Consider the following 16755-nt stretch of genomic DNA (forward strand, 5'->3'; position numbering starts at 1 on the left):
ATACGCTCTGGATGCCGAGGGCACGTGCGCCGATCGGAGGGATGCGCGATGGGGGTTGCACCGGACGATTCGCCGGGCACGCCCTCGCGCGCGGCCGAATCGTGGTTCGCCGCACGCTGGCGCCGCATCCGTGGGGTGTTCCGGCGCGAGACACTCGGCAAGGACGCCCTGGCCGGCACCATCCTCGGCGTCGAGAGCGTTCCCGACGGGCTCGCGATCGGCCTGCTCGCGGGGGTCAACCCGGTAGCGGGCCTCTACGCCTTCCTGTTCGGGCTGGCGGGCGCCGCGCTGGCCACCAGCAGTTCGTTCATGGCGGTGCAGGCGACCGGGGCGATGGCGCTCATCGTCTCGGACACCGATCTCGGCACGCGGCCCGACCCCGATCGCGCGCTCTTCACGCTCGCGATGCTCACGGGAGTGTTCATGATCATCGCGGGACTGCTCAAGGGCGGTCGGATGCTGCGCTTCGTGCCCACCGCCGTCATGGTGGGCTTCGTCACCGCGGTCGGCGTGAACATCGTGCTCGGACAGCTGACGAACCTGACGGGATACGCGGGAAGGGGCGCGAACCGGCTCTTCCGCGCCGTCGACACGTTCGCGCACGTGTGGCTGTTCGACCTGCCGACCCTGATCGTCGGGATCGTGACGATCGCGCTCATCGTCGTGCTCACGCGGACACCGCTGCGTTCACTCGGCCTCGTGGTCGCGATCATCGTCGGGTCGGCGCTCGCCGCCCTCTTCACGTACGTGTTCGACTGGCCCGTGCTCACCGTCGACGATGTCGCCGACGTGCCGACGGGGCTGCCGCTCCCGGTGCTCCCGAGCCTCGACGATCTGGCGTACCTGGCGGTGCCGGCGCTGTCGCTCGCGTTCGTCGGGCTCGTGCAGGGCGCCGCCGTCGCCGCCGGTGTTCCGAACGCCGACGGCAAGCCCGCTGATGACTCGCGCAACTTCATCGGCCAGGGTGTCGGCAACATCGTCTCCGGCGTGTTCCGGGGCATGCCCGTCGGCGGCTCGATGTCGGCGTCGGCGCTGACCGTCGCTGCGGGCGCTCGCACTCGACTCGCGCTGTTCATCGCGGCCTCGGTGATGGCGGTGGTCATCCTCGTGGCATCGGGCATCGTCTCACTCGTCGCGATGCCGGCGCTCGCCGGACTGCTCATCGTCGTCGGGGTGAAGGCGATCAAGCCCGCGCGCATCCTCTCGGTCGTGAAGACCGGGCCGTTGCAGTCGGCGGTCATGGCCGTCACCTTCGCGCTCACGCTCATCATCCCCCTGCAGTTCGCCGTGCTCGTCGGGGTGGGGCTCGGCATCATCCTGTTCGTGGCCCAGCAGTCGAACCGGCTCAGGGTGCGCCAGCTCGAGTTCCACCCCGAAGGGCGTCTGCGGGAGATCGATCCGGTGCCGGTCCTGCCGCCGCACGAGGTCGTGGTCCTCCAGCCCTACGGCAACATGGCTTACGCGAGCGCTCCCGTCCTGGAGGCGCAGTTGCCGAAGGTCGAACCGGCGTCGCGGGGATCGGTGGTCATCCTGCGGCTTCGCGGCATCGACGAGCTCGGCCTGTCGTTCGTCGCGGTGTTCGACCGCTACCTCGACGACCTCGAGAAGAACGACTCGACGCTGTGGTTCGTGATCGCCGGCGAGCGGATCCGCGGCCAGCTCGAGGCCGGGGGCCTGCTCGAACGACTCGGACCCGATCGCGTCTACGAGAGCTCGGAGTGGGTCGGCGAGGCCGTGCACCGCGCGCACGAAGACGCCGGGGAGTGGGTGCGTCAGCGGCGGTGACTCGCATCCGGGTCGTGAGTCGGCGCCGCGACATCCGACCCGCTCGATCTAATGCGAGAGCGGATCGGCCCCGAGGTCGCGCACGTGGTAGAACTCCTGGTCCCACAACGAATAGACGAGCCAGGTGGGCAGGATGTACGCCTCGGGCATGAAGTTCGCCTGCGACGCGTGGATGGTCCATCCCTCGTGCTTCTTCGCCACCTCGGCGGCCATCGCGTACTCGGGCTTCGGCTGGTTCTCGACGACGAACGCGCCGGTCTCACCGCCGAACGCGGCGAGCGCGCCTGAGGGGCTGATCGTGTAGACGACGTGGTCGGGACCGGTATACGAGCCGTCGGATGCCTCGAGCTCGGCGATCGCGAGTTCGGTGATGCGTCCCATCTCCATGTGGTCGGGGTGGCCCGTCGCGCCGGACTCGGGCCAGAAGGCGACGACGATGTCGGGGCGCACACGCCGCATCTCGGCGACGACGCGGGCGACGAGCTCGTCGTCGGCTTCGGGCACGCCGCCGTCGGGGTAGTCCCACACGACGTGGCGGTCGACGCCGAGGTTGAAGCTGTTCTTCAGCGCTTCGGCCTTGCGGATGTCGCCGAGGTCCTCCTGCCGCGCGACCACGGGCGTCTGGTGGCCTGCCTCGCCCTGCGTCGCGGTGATCATCGCGGTGTAGGCGCCGTCGTGCTGCTTCGCGCGGAAGAACAGCCCGTTCACGGTCTGCTCGTCGTCGGGATGGGCGAAGACGCCGAGCACCCGGGTGCCGCCCAGTTCGCCGATGACCGAGTCGACGCCCTTGGCGGTGGGCTCGTAGAACAGGTGGCGGCCGGCCCAGTAGGCCCCGCCGACGAGGGCGAGGACGACGGCGACGACGACGATGAGCGCGACGGTGCGCTTGCGCATGGTGGGTGCTTTCGGGTTCGGGATGCCGCCGGGTGGCGGCTTCGGGTGCGGAGCATCGTAACCCGGGAGGTGCCGAACGCCGAATCGCATTCGGCATCCAGGTGCCTCTTGCGAATAGGAAGATATCTTCCTATTCTTTCTCCATGGCACGCAGACGTGAAGGCCGACTGCTCGACCTCGAGATGCACATCCTCGCTGCAGGCATGGAACTGCAGGGCGAAGACGGCGACTTCTACGGGTTCGCGCTCGCGAAGCGCATCGCCGAGTACAGCGACTCGAGCGCCCTCACCGCGCACGGCACGCTCTACAAGGCGCTCGCCCGCCTCGCCGACGCGGGCCTGCTCGAGCCCACGTGGGAGGACGCCGCGCTCGCCGAGGCCGAGGGCCGACCGCGACGACGGCTGTATCGGGTGACGGGCGCGGGCGAGCTCGCCCATCGCGCCGAGCTCGGTGCGCGTGCCGCGGCCGAAGCTCGGCAGCCGAAGGCGGCGTTCGCATGAACAGCGAGCTGATCGGGCAGGCCGTCGTGCTGCCCACGGCGGCCGACCGCATCGATGCCGCCGTGCTCGGGTGGTGCCGCTGGTACACGCGCGACCTGCCTGAGCAGGTCGCGACCGGCCGGATCGCGGAGCTCGCCTCCGACCTCCACGAGCAACGCGCCTTCGCCGCCGAGACCGGCGGCCCCGGGGCATCCCGGGCGATCGTCGGGCGGATGCTTCGCGGCATCCCGGCCGACCTCGCGTGGCGGCATGCCCGCCTCCGGCGGGCTGCGCTCACGGCCCCTCGCGGTACGTTCCCCCTCGCGCTGCCCGCGCTCGCGCATCTTGCCACGGCGCTGCTCATCGCGTGGGGCGTGCTCGTCGTCGTGCGCACGTCGGCGAGCATGGGGTCGGGCGATTGGGCGGGTGCGTGGGACCTCGTCGCAGCCGGGATCGTCGGGCTCGCGATGGCGCTCCTCGGGGCGGTGCTCACGGCGATCCCCCGGCTGCGCTGGTTCGGCGCACTCTGGCTCGCCGGCGCGAGCTACGTGCTCATCCGCTTCGGCATGTACACGCTCATCGCCTCGAGCGTCACCCTCGGCGAGTTCTACACGTCGGCCCTCGCCCAGGCCATCCTCGTGAATCGCAGCCTCGCCGCCGCCGGCGTGACCTTCTTCGTCGCGATGGCCGCGTGGTGGCTGCCAGCGGCGAGATCGCTCTGGGGATCGAAACCTCGTCGAACGGATGTCGCCACCGAGCCCTTCACCGAAGGAGTCGGCGCATGAACCTGCAACGCATCGCCGCGATCGTCGCGATCTCGGGTGCCGTGCTCGGCGGAGCATCCGTCGTCGCACTCGGGGCAGCCGCCTACGCGGCCGGTCAATCCACGCCGGTGACGTCCGCGGAGCCCACGCACCACGGCGCGGTCGGCGTCGACTCGGCGCCGACCGAGCAGCCTCCGGCGCCCGAGGTCGCGACACCGCCCGCGGTCGCCGAGGCGAGCGACGAGCGCCTCCCCGGCACCGGGCCGATGGCGGCCGACTACAACCCGTACCTCGAACCGGGCGACCCCGAGTACGTCAGCCCCGAGGAACGCGCCGAGTACCTCGGCCAGGACGCGGTCGTTCGCCAGTGCATGAACGACGCGGGATTCGAATACCTGCCGAACCTCTGGTGGATCGACGAGGGCCCGCAGCCGAGCGGGCTCGACTTCGAGACCTCGGTGCTCTGGACGCAGGCCCTCTACGGACCCGACATCTACAACCCCGGAGGAGGGTGCGCCGACGTCGGCGTCGCTGCCGCCGAGGCCGCTCGCGCGGCGGGAACACCGCTCACCGCCCCGGTGCCGCCCGACGATCCCTCGAAGCCGACGCCGCGCGAGAGATCACTGGAGTACGAGGAGGCCGTGCGCGAGTGCATGGCCGAGGCCGGCTTCGACGTGCGCTACTTCGAGTGGTGGAACCCCGAGCACCAGCCGTCCGACCCCAGGGTCGACCCACGCATGCCCGCGGACCTGGGCGACGAAGCCCAGGCCGCATGGGGCGCGGCCATGGGCGGCGACGCCGGTGGAGGTGCGGCCTACCGTTGGCAGGACGCCGGCTGCTCGGGGTACGCGACGCACGTCACCGGCAACGACAACATGCACTGAGCTGGGGGCCGTGGGGCGCCGGCCCGGCGCGTTGCTATGCCTCGCTGCGTGCGGTGGCGCGCTTCTTCAGGAAGATGAGCGGCAGCAACCAGGCGCCGAGCGCCGTGACGAGCCAGACGATGAGCGTCGCCAGCACCCACGTGACGACGCCGCCCGAGATCTGGATGCCGCTCGGGAACAGGCTCGCGATCAGCAGGGCGACGAAGGTCGAGACGAGGCCGATGCCGCCGATCACGGCGGGCGCATACCGATGCGCCATCTTGAAGATGAACGGCGACAGCACGCTCTGCGCGATCGCGAACACCAGGGTGGCGACGAGGAACCCGCCCCACTCGATGTTGAAGTCGGGCAGCAGCCACGAGGCGACGAGCAGGCCGAGGGCGGCGGTGACGAGGAAGATCGCCGCGCGGATGAGGAAGCGCACCATGGGTTGAGGCTAGCCCTTCACGTGGTCGGTGCGCAGGAGGAAGACGGGTCCTTCGGATCGGCGTCGCTCGGCGCTGCGCCGGTCTGCGACGGACTGCATCGGGGCATGAGGGCATGAAAATGGGCGGTGCGGGATCCGCTCCCGCACCGCCCCGTCCCCTCTTCGGACGATCAGGGTGCGATGCCCATGGCGAAGATGTGCATCGAGGAGTTGCCCGGCAGCACGACGAACTCGACTGTCTTGCCCGCGTCGAGCGGCACCGAGTGCGCGAACATCCGGTACTGGTACGCCGAGTCGCCGTACCCGCTCGGGCGGTTGCGACCGTTCGTCGACACGACGAGCTGAGCACCGTGCGCGTCGGCCGCGTGGAACGACCAGTTCGGGAACCCGATGCTCCCGGTTCCGACGGTGCCGTCGCTGTAGTACACCGTGACGGTGCCCGTCGCGGCCGTGCTCGACCCCGAGCCGAGGAACACGAGACGCTCGCCTGCGCCCTGCACGCGAACCGCCTGACCCGCCGCGGCGACATTGTCGCGGGTGCCCGGATCGACGGACGGCATCTGAAGCGTCGCGCCGAGGACGTCGAGCTCCGCCCCCTTTCCGGCGCCGGCAGCGGCGAGCTTCTCGGCCGAGAAGCTGTTGCCCTCGTTGTCGAAGGCGCCTGCGGTCGTCGCGCTCTCGCTCGTGATGCCGACGTTGTTGAACGCCGTCGCGAGGTTGTCGAGCGGGGCCGCCGTGGGCACCGCACGCGACGAGGTCGCGCTGCCGGCGCCGTCGCCGCCCTTGTAGGTCGCCTCGGCAGTGAACACTCGGAGTTCGAAGCCCGGCCGCTTCTCGGGGATGCGCACCTGGAACGTCGCCGTCTCACTCGTGCCCGGCTTGATGCTCCCGAGGTCGTCTTCGACGACGGCGACCTGCCAGCCGACCGGACCCTCGAAGGTCACGGCGACCGAACGCATCGCGGTGGCCGAGTCGTTGACCACGGTGACGTCGACCTCGGCGATCGCCGGGCCGTCGAGGCTGATCTCGCTGATGTCGAGGGCGATCTCGGGGGCGGGTGCCTCCTCGGCATCCTCAGGCGCATCCGTGCCGGACGTCTCCTCGGCTGCGGTCGACTCCTCGGCTGCGGCCGTCTCTTCGGGGGCGGTCGACTCCTCGGCTGCGGTCGACTCTTCGGCTGCGGTCGACGCCTCGGCAGCCGTCGATCGTTCGGGAGCGGCATCCTCTGCGGCGGCCGGCGTCTCGGTGACGACCTGAGGATCGGTGGGGACCGGTTCGCCGGGGGTCGCCCCGAAGGCCGCCTGCGCCGACAGCGCGAGTGTCGTTGCGAGGACGAGCCCGGCGATGGCGCCGCGACGGATGAGTTTCGTGTTCATGGGTTTCCTTCCTGCGCTGCTCAGACGACGGCGGGCATCGTGCTGCGGACGGAGTCGAGGCCGAGGCGGAGCTTCTTCCACTCGCCACGGGTGAAGTCGGGCACCTCGACCGGACGCCCGCCCTTCTCGAGCGACATCACGCTGAGCGGAACCGGCGCGCACCAGGCCGCCGAGTCGTAGACGTCGATGTCGGGCACCTGGCCGGTGCGCATCTGCTGGACGATGCGCCACTGCAGGATGTAGTCCATTCCGCCGTGGCCGCCCCCGGCCGCAGGCCCTTCGAGGTCCTTCCAGAGCCAGTGGTCGAACTCGGCGCGCAACGCGCTCGCGCCCCGCCAGGTGTCCCCGCCGTGGCGGGGCTCCGAGTAGATCCGAGCCCCCGTCGCGTCGCCGCCGACGTAGTCCTCGAAGATGCCGCGACTGCCCTCGATCGTGTTGATCCGACTGTACGGGCGAGGCTGGCTCACGTTGTGCTCGGCGCGCACCACGCGCCCCTTGGCGGTGCTGATCATGCAGGTGACGAGGTCGCCGTTGATGTACTCCTCCTTCCACGAGCGGTGATCGCGCGATACGAAGCGCTCGCGGTAGTCCGCGAGGCCCTTCGCCGCGGTCGCCGTCGCCGAGAGGGTGGTGAAGCGGTCGCCGCGGTTGATGTCCATCGCCGCCGCGATCGGGGCGAGCCCGTGCATCGCGTAGAAGCTCGCGGTGCTCCGGGTGTGCCACAGCCGGCGCCAGTCGTCGGTGTAGTAGCCGTCGTTGAAGAGCAGGGCGCGCAGGTCGTGCAGGTATCCGCCATGTCCGCTCGTGATGTCGCCGAACACGCCGTCGTGGGCCATCTTGAGCATCGCGAGCTCGTTGCGCCCGTACGAGCAGTTCTCCATGAGGAACAGGTGCTTGCGCGTCTGTTCGCTCGTGTCGACGAGATCCCAGAGCTCGTCGAGCTCGGTCGCGATCGGCAGTTCGACGCCGACGTGCGCACCGGCGCGCAGCGCGGCCTTGCCCTGCGCGTAGTGGAACTCCCACGGCGTCGCGATGTACACGAGGTCGAGTTCCTCGGTGTCGAGCATCTTCTGGAAGGACTGGTCGGAGCCGCCGTACTCGCGCGGGCGCGGCTTGCCGGCATTCGCGACGCGGTCGGCGGCGCGTGTCGCCCGATCGGCTCGGACATCGCATACGGCGACGACCTGCGCGCCGGGCACGCTGACCCAGCTGCCGAGCATGCCCATGCCGCGGTTGCCCAGGCCGATCAGGCCGATCTTCACGATGTCGACCGGTTGGAACGGCTCGTTCGCCATCGAGGAGGAGCCGTTCCTGCGCAACGGCGCGGCCGCGGTTGCGGCGCCCGACGTCATCGTGGCCGCGAGTGCGACCCCGGCCAGTGCGCCTCCGATGAGGTTGCGGCGGGTGAATCCGGATGCCACGGAATGGAGGTCGTTCGTCGAGTCGACCTTCTCGCGCGGACTGGTGAACATACGCGTCATTGCACTCCCCAGAGAACGGTGTGGATATTGCTGAGCACACTGACGTAGATGAGCGATCTCTGTCAATAGATGATTGGAAATTGGTTATTTCGATCATGAAAATGCAGAATTCGCCGGAGGTTTCGGGGTAATTCGGTCACGCGGATGACGTCATGACGACACCGAGCGAGATCGCAGATCGGCTCCGTCGGATGACGACATGCCCTTCCCGCTGTCGGTGCTCAGGAGGAAGATGGGGGTCGTGTCTGGTCGACGAGGTCGGGTGTGAGCGACGCAGCGACGGTGAACCACGCAGCGCGACGGGTGCAGGGCGTGTACTTCACGCTGCTCGTCGGCAACACGCTCGCCGCGTCGCTGATCTGGGGCGTGAACACGCTGTTCCTGCTCGACGCGGGTCTCACGAATCTCGAGGCGTTCGCCGCCAACGCGTTCTTCTCGGCCGGCATGGTCATCTTCGAGGTGCCCACCGGCGTCGTGGCCGACACGCTCGGGCGGCGCATGTCGTACCTCCTCGGCACCGTCACGCTCGCGGTGACGACGGCGCTGTACTACCTGCTCTGGGTCATGCACTCGCCGTTCTGGGCATGGGCGGTCGTGTCGGTGCTGCTCGGCCTCGGGTTCACGTTCTTCTCGGGTGCGGTCGAGGCGTGGCTCGTCGACGCGCTCACCGCCACGGGGTACACGGGCAGCCTCGAGCGCGTGTTCGGCCGGGGCATGGCGGTGTCGGGTGCGGCGATGTTCGTCGGCTCGCTCGCCGGCGGCGCCGTGGCGCAACTCACCGACCTGGGGGTGCCGTTCGTGCTCAGGGCGGTCATCCTCGTGCTGATGTTCATCCTCGCCGCGTTCGTGATGCGCGACATGGGCTTCACCCCGGCCGGGCGGGCGCATCCGTGGCAGGCCACCAAGCGCGTGATGCGGGAGTCGGTGAAGTACGGGCTGCGCCGACCCGCGGTGCGCTTCGTCATGTTCGCGTCGTTCTTCACGACCGGCGTCGGGTTCTACGTGTTCTACGCGCTGCAGCCGTATCTCGTCGAACTGTGGGGCGACTCGGGCGCCTACACGATCGCCGGGCTCGCCGCGGCGATCCTGTCCGGTTCGCAGGTCATCGGCGGGTGGATGGCTCCGTGGGTGCGCAGCCGATTCCGCCGTCGCACGACCACGATCATCCTCAGCGTCGTCGTGAGCAGCCTGATGCTCGTCGCGTTGGGAGTGAACCGCAACTTCTGGGTCGCCTTCGCCCTGCTCATCATCTGGGGGCTCGTCGATGCGGCTTCGGGCCCGGTGCAGCGGGCCTACCTCAACGACATGATCCCGTCGGCCCAGCGCGCCACCGTGCTGTCGTTCGACTCGCTGCTCGGCAGCACCGGCGGTGCCGTGATCCAGCCGGTGCTCGGCCGTTCGGCCGACATCTGGGGGTATCCGGGCTCGTTGATCCTGAGCGGCGGCATCCAGGTGCTCGCGGCGCCGTTCCTGTGGCTGAGCCGGCGGCAGCACCCCGCCGCCGACGTGGCGACCGACCTCCAGCCGTCGGCGGAGTCCCCGGCCGACATCCCGCTTTCCGGTGAGGGCGATCGCGGTTAGCATGTCCGGATAAGCCGGTTACGCGATGACACCGAAACGGGGGGTGTGGCATGCGCAAGAAGTTGCTGGTCTTGAGCGGAGGGGTCACGCTCGCCCTCCTGGCCGCGGTGTTCGCCGGGGCGGCCGCTGCGACGACCGGTGCGCCCGTCTTCTACGACGCCCGGTTGACGCACCCTGCGCCGAACTCCTCGGGCGGATTCGAGGTGAGCGAGGGCGAGGCGACCGAGTCGCCGACCGACGGGGCGACGGGCGGCGACGCCGTCGACGAACCGATCGTCCCGCCCGAGCCGGCGCCACCGCCGGCCGAGCCGAGTCCCGCCCCGTCGCCACAGCCGACCGAGCCCACGACCCCGCCGTCGGTGCAGCCGCCCGCGGGCGACACGCCGACACCCACGCCCATCCCCGACGATCCGGCAGCCGGCCACCCCGCGCCGGGCGGGCCCGACTCGGTCGACCCGAACCCCGACGGCACCACGCCCCCGCCTCCGCCCGAGCAGCGCAGGCAGTGGCTCGCGTTCCAGGAGATCGTGCGCGACTGCATGGTCTCCGCCGGGCACGAGTACCTCTACTGGGAGTGGTGGAACCCGAAGTCGGCGTCGTCGAACCGCTTCCCGCCGATGCCCGCCGACCTGACCTCCGACGAGTACTCCGCGTGGGAGCTCGCGCTGTACGGCGACTCCGGCCTCGGTGCCGACTACGACTGGCAGAAGGCGGGCTGCTGGGGCTACGCGGTGCACCTCACCGGCGGCACGAACTGACGTTCCAACCCGATCCGTCGGCGGCCGCGGGTGCGGCGGTCAGGGGCGCAATTCGATGACAGCGCCGTTCAGTTCCGCGGCCTCTGCCCGCCAGAGGTCGACGACGGATGTCGCGAGCCGGTCTTCGAGGCCCGCGAGCGACTTCACCCGGAACGTGACGGCGGCTCCCCCGCCGGGTTCGCGAGGCATCTGTGCGCCGACGGCGTCGACCGGACGGGGCGCGAAGCCGTGCGCGAGCGATCGCATCCACGACTCGCTCGCCGCCTTCACGGCCGCGTAGTTCGCGTTTCCGGGTGTCGGCGACTCGACGGTGACCGACGAGACGATGACGATGCGACCGGCAGTCGAGGTGATCATGTCCTGCCAGAACACGCGGCTCACATACCGGAGCGCCGTGAACGACCGCTCGAGGAAACGGTAGTCCTCTTCGGTCTGGCCCATGATGCCGCCGCCGCCGCGCCAACCGCCGACGAGGTGGATCACGCCGTCGACGTCGCCGGTCCGAGCGCGCACCCGCATCGACAGCTCCAGCACCTCGTCGCCGTCGGTCAGGTCGGCGTGCTCGCCGATAATGCCGGGCAGCTCGGCCTCGAGCTCACGGATGCGGCCCTCGTCGCTGCCGACGGCGACCACGCGGGCCCCGGCGTCGAGCAGGGCGTGAGCGACCGCCCGGCCGGAGGTGCTCGTCGCTCCCGCGATGAGGACGGTGCGGTTCGCAAGATCGTTCATGTTGAGCTCCCCTTCGAGCTTCGTCGGTCGAGTAGCGCAGCGTATCGAGACCACGTTACGGGCCGGAGGTGTTCGCGGCCTCGTGGTCTCGATACGCGCTCGGCGCTACTCGACCGACGGGAGTGGGTCAGGCGTCGGCGGCCGTGATGCCGACGGTCGACTCGATGACGGGCTTCATCTTCTTGTCGAGTGCCTCGAAGAACATCGACAGCGGGAACTCGTCGTCCATCACGAGGTCGGTGTAGCCCTTGGGCGGGCCGGCGAGCACCTCGCGAGGCAGGCCTTCGGCCCACATCGACGCCGGGTTCGGCGTGAGCACGCTGCGCACGAGTTCGTACGCGGCGAGCCAGTGGGCCGTCTTCGGCCGGTCGATCGACTTCCAGTACAGCTCGTCGATGGCATCGCCGAGTTCGACGACCGCGTCGGGCACGGCCGCCCAGTCGAAGCTGAGCGAGACGTCGGTCCACTCGAGCACGTGCTTCTGGTGCAGCCACGCGAACAGCAGCTGGCCGCCGAGCCCGTCGTAGTTGCGCACGCGCGAACCCGTGATTGCGAACCGGAAGATGCGGTCGAAGATCACGGCGTACTGCACGAGCTTGCCGGTCGAGCGCATCTGCTCCTCGACCTCGGTGAGCTCTTCGCCCGCGGCGAGACGCGCGTTCAGGCCCCGCTCGATCTTCACCGACTCGCGGAACGCGGTGAGGTCGCACCGCAGCTCCTCGAGCGAGTACAGGAAGAACGGCATGCGCTGCTTGATCATGAACGGGTCGAACGGCAGGTCGCCGCGCATGTGCGTGCGGTCGTGGATGATGTCCCACATCACGAACGTGCGCTCGGCGAGCCCCTGGTCGTCGAGCAGCGTCGCCGCGTCGTCGGGCAGCTCGAGCTTCGTGATCTCCGACGCCGCGCGGACGACCCGGCGGTAGCGCGCCGCCTCGCGGTCCTGGAAGATCGCGCCCCACGTGAACGTCGGAATCTCGCGCATCGCGACCGTCTCGGGGAACAGCACCGCAGAGTTCGTGTCGTACCCGGGGGTGAAGTCCACGAGCCGGAGCGAGACGAACAGCTTGTTGCTGTAGTCGCCTGCCTCGAGCGCGGCGATGAACTCGGGCCAGATCGTCTCGACGACGAGCGCCTCGACGTGCCGATCGGTCGAGCCGTTCTGCGTGTACATGGGGAACACCACGAGGTGCCGGATGCCGTCGACACGATGCCGCTGCGGCTGGAACTCGACGAGCGAGTCGAGGAAGTCGGGCACGCCGAGCCCCTCGCCCTGCCACTTGCGGAAGTCGGCCTGCAGCGCCTCGAGGTACGCCGCCTCGTGCGGGAATCTCGGGGCGAGAGCGGCGACCGACTCGACGATGGTGTCGACGAGCGCGGATGCCTCGGGCCTGGCGGCCTCGTCGGGAACCGAGCCGTCTTTCACCTGCAGCGACTGCAGCGCAGTGGCCGCCTGCTTGAGCGCGAGCCACGCGGGGTCGGTCTCGACGTCTGCGGCGAGCGCGATGTGGGCTGCCGTGACCTCGTCTTCGAGGACCTCGGGTTCGCCGACGACGGCGTCGATGGTGGTGTTCGACATGTGAACCTCCGTTCCTCGTGAGGGGATCTGCGTTGGTGTGGTCGCGGCGCGATTCGCCGCACACCTCAAGGCTACGAGCGATCCCTGTGCGATTGCTTGCGGTGCGACGCGGGATTCCTGCGTGAACGCAAGAATCCACGCCTGAGATCGCCATCGCACGCAACGGGCCGACTGCGCCATTCGGCGCCGGTCGGCTCAGCGCTGGCACGGGTGCCCATCCATGCCAGCACCAGTACCGGAGTGGTGGCATTCCCGATGGCGATACCGGTGCGGGTCCCGATGACGCACGATTCCTGCGTCCATAACGTGAGCGATGTTCAGTTCTCCATACCCCCAATAGAACAGGAGAGAGCCATGAACACCAAGAAGACCGGCGCAGTAGCACTCAGCGCCGTGGCACTCATCGTGCTGGTCAGCGGCTGCGCCGGAGTACGCGGACAGGTCGACGCAGGTTCCGGGCAGTCGAGCATCACCTCGCTGCAGAGCCAGGCCGACACCCAGCGTCGCGAGTCGGCGGAGCTCCGCGCTCGCCAGAACTCGGTTCCGCTCGAGGCCGGCAAGCTCGCCGCCAACGAAGCGATCCGCGCCGACAAGCAGTCGTCGGTCGGAATCGCGGTCGGCGGCGCCGCCGCAGCCAAGCAGGAGGCGATCCGCCTCGACAAGCAGACCAGCGTTTCCCCCCGCGGGTCTGCAGCTCAGGCCCAGGGTCAGCGCCTCGCCCAGCAGGCCGAGGCGATGCGCCTCGACAAGCAGCAGAGCGTGACCCCCGACGTGTCTGCCGCCGAAGCACAGGGCGACCGCCTCGCCAAGCAGGCCGAGGCGTACCGCGCGCAGCTCGAGGAGGATGCGCTCAAGCGCGTCGCCGACGAAGAGCGCCGTGCCCAGCACCCGGAACAGCAGTGGTGACCCCACTGCAAGACGCCACCACGAGAAGCGGGGCCGAGCCGATGGCTCGGCCCCGCTTCTCGTCTGCGGTCGCCGCCCCGTCGGTGCGCGTCGATAGAGTGCGGCATGTGGCAGCCGCATCCGAATCGCCCGAACTGACCGCACGCGCCCTCGCCGCTGCGATCGACGCCGCGGGAGATCACGACGACGCCGCATTCCTGCAGCGCTTCTTCAAGACCGGGCCGGGCCAATACGGCGAGGGCGATGTGTTCGTCGGCGTGCGCGTTCCTGCAACCCGTGCGATCGTTCGGCGATTCGAGCGGATGCCCCTCGCCGAGGCATCCGCCCTGCTCGACAGCCCCGTGCACGAGCACCGGCTGGCCGCGCTGCTCGTCATGGTGCGGCAGTTCCGCGTCGCGAGCGCGTTTCGCACTCGCGACGATGCGGCACGTGAGCGCCTGAACCTGGCGTACCTCGACGCGGTGCGCCGAGACCGGGTGAACAACTGGGACCTCGTCGACGCGTCGGCCGACTCGCTCGTGGGTGAGTTCCTCCGTGAGTCGGGGCGGGGCGACGATGCGCTGCTCGACGAGCTCGCGGCATCCGACTCGCTCTGGGAGCGGCGCGTTGCCGTTCTCGCGACGTTCGCCTTCATCAAGGCGGGCGACGGCGCGCCCATCCTCCGGCTCGCGCCTCGTCTGCTCGACGATCGCGAAGACCTCATGCACAAGGCCGTCGGCTGGATGCTTCGCGAGCTCGGCAAGCGCGTCGCGCGGGGCGCGCTCACCGGATTCCTCGACGAGTACGCCCCGCGCATGCCGCGCACGATGTTGAGTTATGCGACCGAGCACCTCACGCCCGCCGAGCGCGCCGCCTATCGCGCGATGCGCTGACGTTCAGCGCGCCACGGCGAGTTCGGCATCGGATGTCGCGGGCTCGGGCTGATCACCCGGCTCGGCCCGGTCGGACCCGCGGCCGGCCGGCAGCAGCAGCGCGACCAGCGCCGACGCGATGAGCGCCGCCGCTCCGACGAGCACCGCGGGCTGGGCGCCGGTCGAGTAGTCGACGGGCGTGAGTGCGCCGCCGGCTCCCGTGAACACCGCGGTCGACACGGCGATGCCGAGCGCGACGCCGACCTCGCGCAGCATCGAGTTCGTGCCGCTCGCCTTGGCGTGGTCGTCAGCGGCCATGCCCGCGAGCACCGCCGTCGCCGACGGTGCGAACACGAGCCCCATGCCGACGCCGGCGATGAGGAACGGCGCCACGTAGTTCGCATACGAGAGGTCGGCGTCGAGCAGGCCGCTCAGCCAGAACAGCGAAGCGCCGAGGAGCGTCAGGCCCGCCACGATGAGGGCGCGAGTGCCGACCCGCGGGGCGATGAGCCCGGCGAGGGGTGCCACGACCATGGGCGCGAGGGTCCATGGCGAGGTCTGCAGCGCGGCCTCGAGCGGGGTCGCGCCCTGCACGACCTGCAGGAACTGGATGAGGATGAAGATCGAGCCGAACGCGCCGAAGCTGAAGCCGAAGCCCGCGAGGTTCGCAACGGTGAAGCTGCGATTGCGGAAGAGGCGCAGCGGCAGCAGGGGCGCGGCGGTCCGTGCCTCCCAGGCCACGAATGCGGTGAGCAGGATGCCCCCGGCGATCAGGCTGGCGAGGACCTCGAGGCTGTCCCAGCCCGCGTCGTTGCCGCGCACGATGCCGTAGACGAGTGCGAGCAGGCCGACACCCGAGAGCACGAGGCCGACGACGTCGGCGCGCAGGCGGGCGCCGAAGCTGTTGGGCAGCGCGATGAGCGCGAGCGCGACCGAGATGACGCCGACGGGGACGTTGATCCAGAAGATCGCCTGCCAGGCCCAGCCCTCGAGCACGGCGCCGCCGATGAGCGGCCCAGTGGCGACGCCGAGGCCGGTGACGCCGCCCCAGATGCCGATGGCGAGCGCACGGCGGGCGAGTGGCACCGCGCCCGCCAGCAGCGTGAGCGAGAGCGGCATGATCGCTGCGGCGCCGAAACCCTGCAGGGCGCGGGCCGCGATGAGCTGACCGGAGTCGGTCGAGAGCGCCGCGAAGGCCGAGCTGACCGTGAAGACGACGATGCCGATGACGAAGACGGTTCGCCGGCCGTAGCGGTCGCCGAGTGCGACCGCCATGAGGATCGTGCTCGCGAACGCGAGCGTGTACGCGTTCATGAACCATTGCAGCTCTTCGACGGATGCCCCGAACTCGGCGTGCAGCACGGGCAGGGCGTTCGTCATCACGAGGTTGTCGAGGGTGGCCATGAAGGTCGGAACGGCGGTGGCGACGAGTACGAGCCACAGGGCGCTCGGTCGCCGCGTGGACGACGGTCGCGCGGGGCTGGCCGGCGAGGCATCGAGGACGGTGGACATGGTTGCTCCTGAGTTGTTATCGAATGATTACTTGGAGAGTAGTAATCGACTGATAACATGTCAAGCATGACGACGCAGAATGTGCAGACGGCTCCGCGAATGAAGGCGGCCGAGCGCCGCGAGCTCATTCTCGAGGCCGCCACCGCGGTGTTCGGCGCGAATTCCTACGTGGGCACGACGACCGACGAGGTCGCGCGCGCCGCCGGCGTGAGCCAGCCCTACGTCGTGCGGCTCTTCGGCACGAAGGCGAAGCTCTACATCGCCGTGATCGAGCGGGCGTATGAACGGATCATCAGCGAGTTCAGCCGAGTGCTGCCGGGCCCACCCGACGAACGGCTGAAGCGCATGGGGGCCGCCTATGCCGGGCTGCTCTCCGAACGCGGCATGCTGCCGGTCATCGCGAACTCCACGGCACTCGGCGGCGACCCCGAGATCGGGCCGGTCGCACGCGACGGCTTCAACGGAATCTGGCGGTTCGTCCGTGACGAGGCGGGATTCTCCGAGGAGGAGACCCGTGAATTCATGGCCGGCGGCATGCTCATCAACGCGATCGTCGGGCTGCGCCTGGTCGGCGCGTACGGCACCGAGAAATCGGTCACCGAGGTGCTCGACGCGTGCTTTCCCGACGCTGTCGCCCGGGTGCGCGAGCTGATGCCGCAGGTAGGCGAACCCTGGTGACCCTCCGCTCGGCCGGCTGATCCCGGCGGGCGGCTGATTCCGTCGACCCGGGCGAATCGGCCGAGTCCTGA

Annotated in this window: 16 protein-coding genes; 9 read left to right on the forward strand and 7 right to left on the reverse strand. The window is 69.7% G+C overall.

Annotated features, from left to right (window positions below; genetic code table 11):
* Positions 1 to 48 precede the first annotated feature (48 nt).
* Positions 49 to 1785 (forward strand): SulP family inorganic anion transporter, encoded by a 1737-nt coding sequence (locus tag LQ757_RS02280; protein ID WP_231045582.1) that lies wholly within the window; start codon positions 49 to 51, stop codon positions 1783 to 1785.
* A 48-nt stretch (positions 1786 to 1833) separates the two neighbouring features.
* On the opposite strand, the gene LQ757_RS02285 is transcribed toward LQ757_RS02280, so the two are convergent.
* Entirely contained in the window at positions 1834 to 2679 is an 846-nt protein-coding gene (locus LQ757_RS02285) for a PIG-L deacetylase family protein (RefSeq protein ID WP_231045583.1), read from the reverse strand.
* Between the two features lie 143 nt (positions 2680 to 2822).
* Between LQ757_RS02285 and LQ757_RS02290 the strand changes: the two genes are divergently transcribed.
* Genes LQ757_RS02290 through LQ757_RS02300 form a run of 3 tightly spaced genes read left to right on the forward strand, consistent with a single transcriptional unit; the run spans position 2823 to position 4806 of the window.
* Entirely contained in the window at positions 2823 to 3179 is a 357-nt protein-coding gene (locus LQ757_RS02290; protein ID WP_231045584.1) for a PadR family transcriptional regulator, read from the forward strand.
* The gene (locus LQ757_RS02295; protein ID WP_231045585.1) at positions 3176 to 3943 is read left to right on the forward strand and encodes a hypothetical protein; all 768 of its coding nucleotides are present in this window, start codon (positions 3176 to 3178) and stop codon (positions 3941 to 3943) included. The genes LQ757_RS02290 and LQ757_RS02295 overlap by 4 nt, the downstream gene beginning before the upstream one ends.
* The gene (locus LQ757_RS02300) at positions 3940 to 4806 is read left to right on the forward strand and encodes a hypothetical protein (protein ID WP_231045586.1); all 867 of its coding nucleotides are present in this window, start codon (positions 3940 to 3942) and stop codon (positions 4804 to 4806) included. Before LQ757_RS02295 ends, LQ757_RS02300 begins: the two co-directional genes overlap by 4 nt.
* Positions 4807 to 4840: 34 nt before the next feature.
* Here the strand turns inward: LQ757_RS02300 and LQ757_RS02305 are convergent, their stop codons facing one another.
* The 3 genes from LQ757_RS02305 to LQ757_RS02315 all read right to left on the reverse strand — a co-directional run bounded on the left by LQ757_RS02305 (position 4841) and on the right by LQ757_RS02315 (position 8081).
* Complete coding sequence (locus LQ757_RS02305; RefSeq protein WP_231045587.1) at positions 4841 to 5233, reverse strand: phage holin family protein; 393 nt, start codon at positions 5231 to 5233, stop codon at positions 4841 to 4843.
* 170 nt (positions 5234 to 5403) lie between these two features.
* A complete protein-coding gene (locus LQ757_RS02310) occupies positions 5404 to 6609 on the reverse strand; it encodes a beta-sandwich domain-containing protein (protein ID WP_231045588.1) in 1206 nt (401 codons plus the stop codon).
* A 20-nt stretch (positions 6610 to 6629) separates the two neighbouring features.
* Entirely contained in the window at positions 6630 to 8081 is a 1452-nt protein-coding gene (locus tag LQ757_RS02315; RefSeq protein WP_231045589.1) for a Gfo/Idh/MocA family protein, read from the reverse strand.
* A gap of 291 nt (positions 8082 to 8372) precedes the next feature.
* Between LQ757_RS02315 and LQ757_RS02320 the strand changes: the two genes are divergently transcribed.
* Positions 8373 to 9671, forward strand: coding sequence for an MFS transporter (locus tag LQ757_RS02320; RefSeq protein WP_231046290.1), 1299 nt, complete (start codon positions 8373 to 8375; stop codon positions 9669 to 9671).
* 50 nt (positions 9672 to 9721) lie between these two features.
* Complete coding sequence (locus LQ757_RS02325; protein WP_231045590.1) at positions 9722 to 10429, forward strand: hypothetical protein; 708 nt, start codon at positions 9722 to 9724, stop codon at positions 10427 to 10429.
* 39 nt (positions 10430 to 10468) lie between these two features.
* Here LQ757_RS02325 and LQ757_RS02330 read toward each other — a convergent pair whose 3' ends face one another.
* The gene (locus LQ757_RS02330; protein ID WP_231045591.1) at positions 10469 to 11158 is read right to left on the reverse strand and encodes an SDR family NAD(P)-dependent oxidoreductase; all 690 of its coding nucleotides are present in this window, start codon (positions 11156 to 11158) and stop codon (positions 10469 to 10471) included.
* A 127-nt stretch (positions 11159 to 11285) separates the two neighbouring features.
* Positions 11286 to 12737 (reverse strand): DUF6421 family protein, encoded by a 1452-nt coding sequence (locus LQ757_RS02335; protein ID WP_231045592.1) that lies wholly within the window; start codon positions 12735 to 12737, stop codon positions 11286 to 11288.
* Positions 12738 to 13091: 354 nt separating this feature from the next.
* On the opposite strand from LQ757_RS02335, the gene LQ757_RS02340 reads away from it, so the two are divergent.
* Entirely contained in the window at positions 13092 to 13643 is a 552-nt protein-coding gene (locus tag LQ757_RS02340) for a hypothetical protein (RefSeq protein WP_231045593.1), read from the forward strand.
* A 107-nt stretch (positions 13644 to 13750) separates the two neighbouring features.
* Positions 13751 to 14515, forward strand: a complete 765-nt coding sequence (locus LQ757_RS02345; protein WP_231045594.1) for a DNA alkylation repair protein — start codon at positions 13751 to 13753, stop codon at positions 14513 to 14515.
* Positions 14516 to 14518: 3 nt separating this feature from the next.
* Here LQ757_RS02345 and LQ757_RS02350 read toward each other — a convergent pair whose 3' ends face one another.
* Entirely contained in the window at positions 14519 to 16006 is a 1488-nt protein-coding gene (locus LQ757_RS02350; protein ID WP_231045595.1) for a DHA2 family efflux MFS transporter permease subunit, read from the reverse strand.
* 66 nt (positions 16007 to 16072) lie between these two features.
* Between LQ757_RS02350 and LQ757_RS02355 the strand changes: the two genes are divergently transcribed.
* On the forward strand, positions 16073 to 16684 hold the full coding sequence (locus tag LQ757_RS02355; RefSeq protein ID WP_231045596.1) for a TetR/AcrR family transcriptional regulator: 612 nt from the start codon (positions 16073 to 16075) through the stop codon (positions 16682 to 16684).
* Positions 16685 to 16755: the final 71 nt, after the last annotated feature.

The organism is Agromyces cavernae (genome assembly GCF_021044935.1).
Lineage (GTDB): Bacteria > Actinomycetota > Actinomycetes > Actinomycetales > Microbacteriaceae > Agromyces > Agromyces cavernae.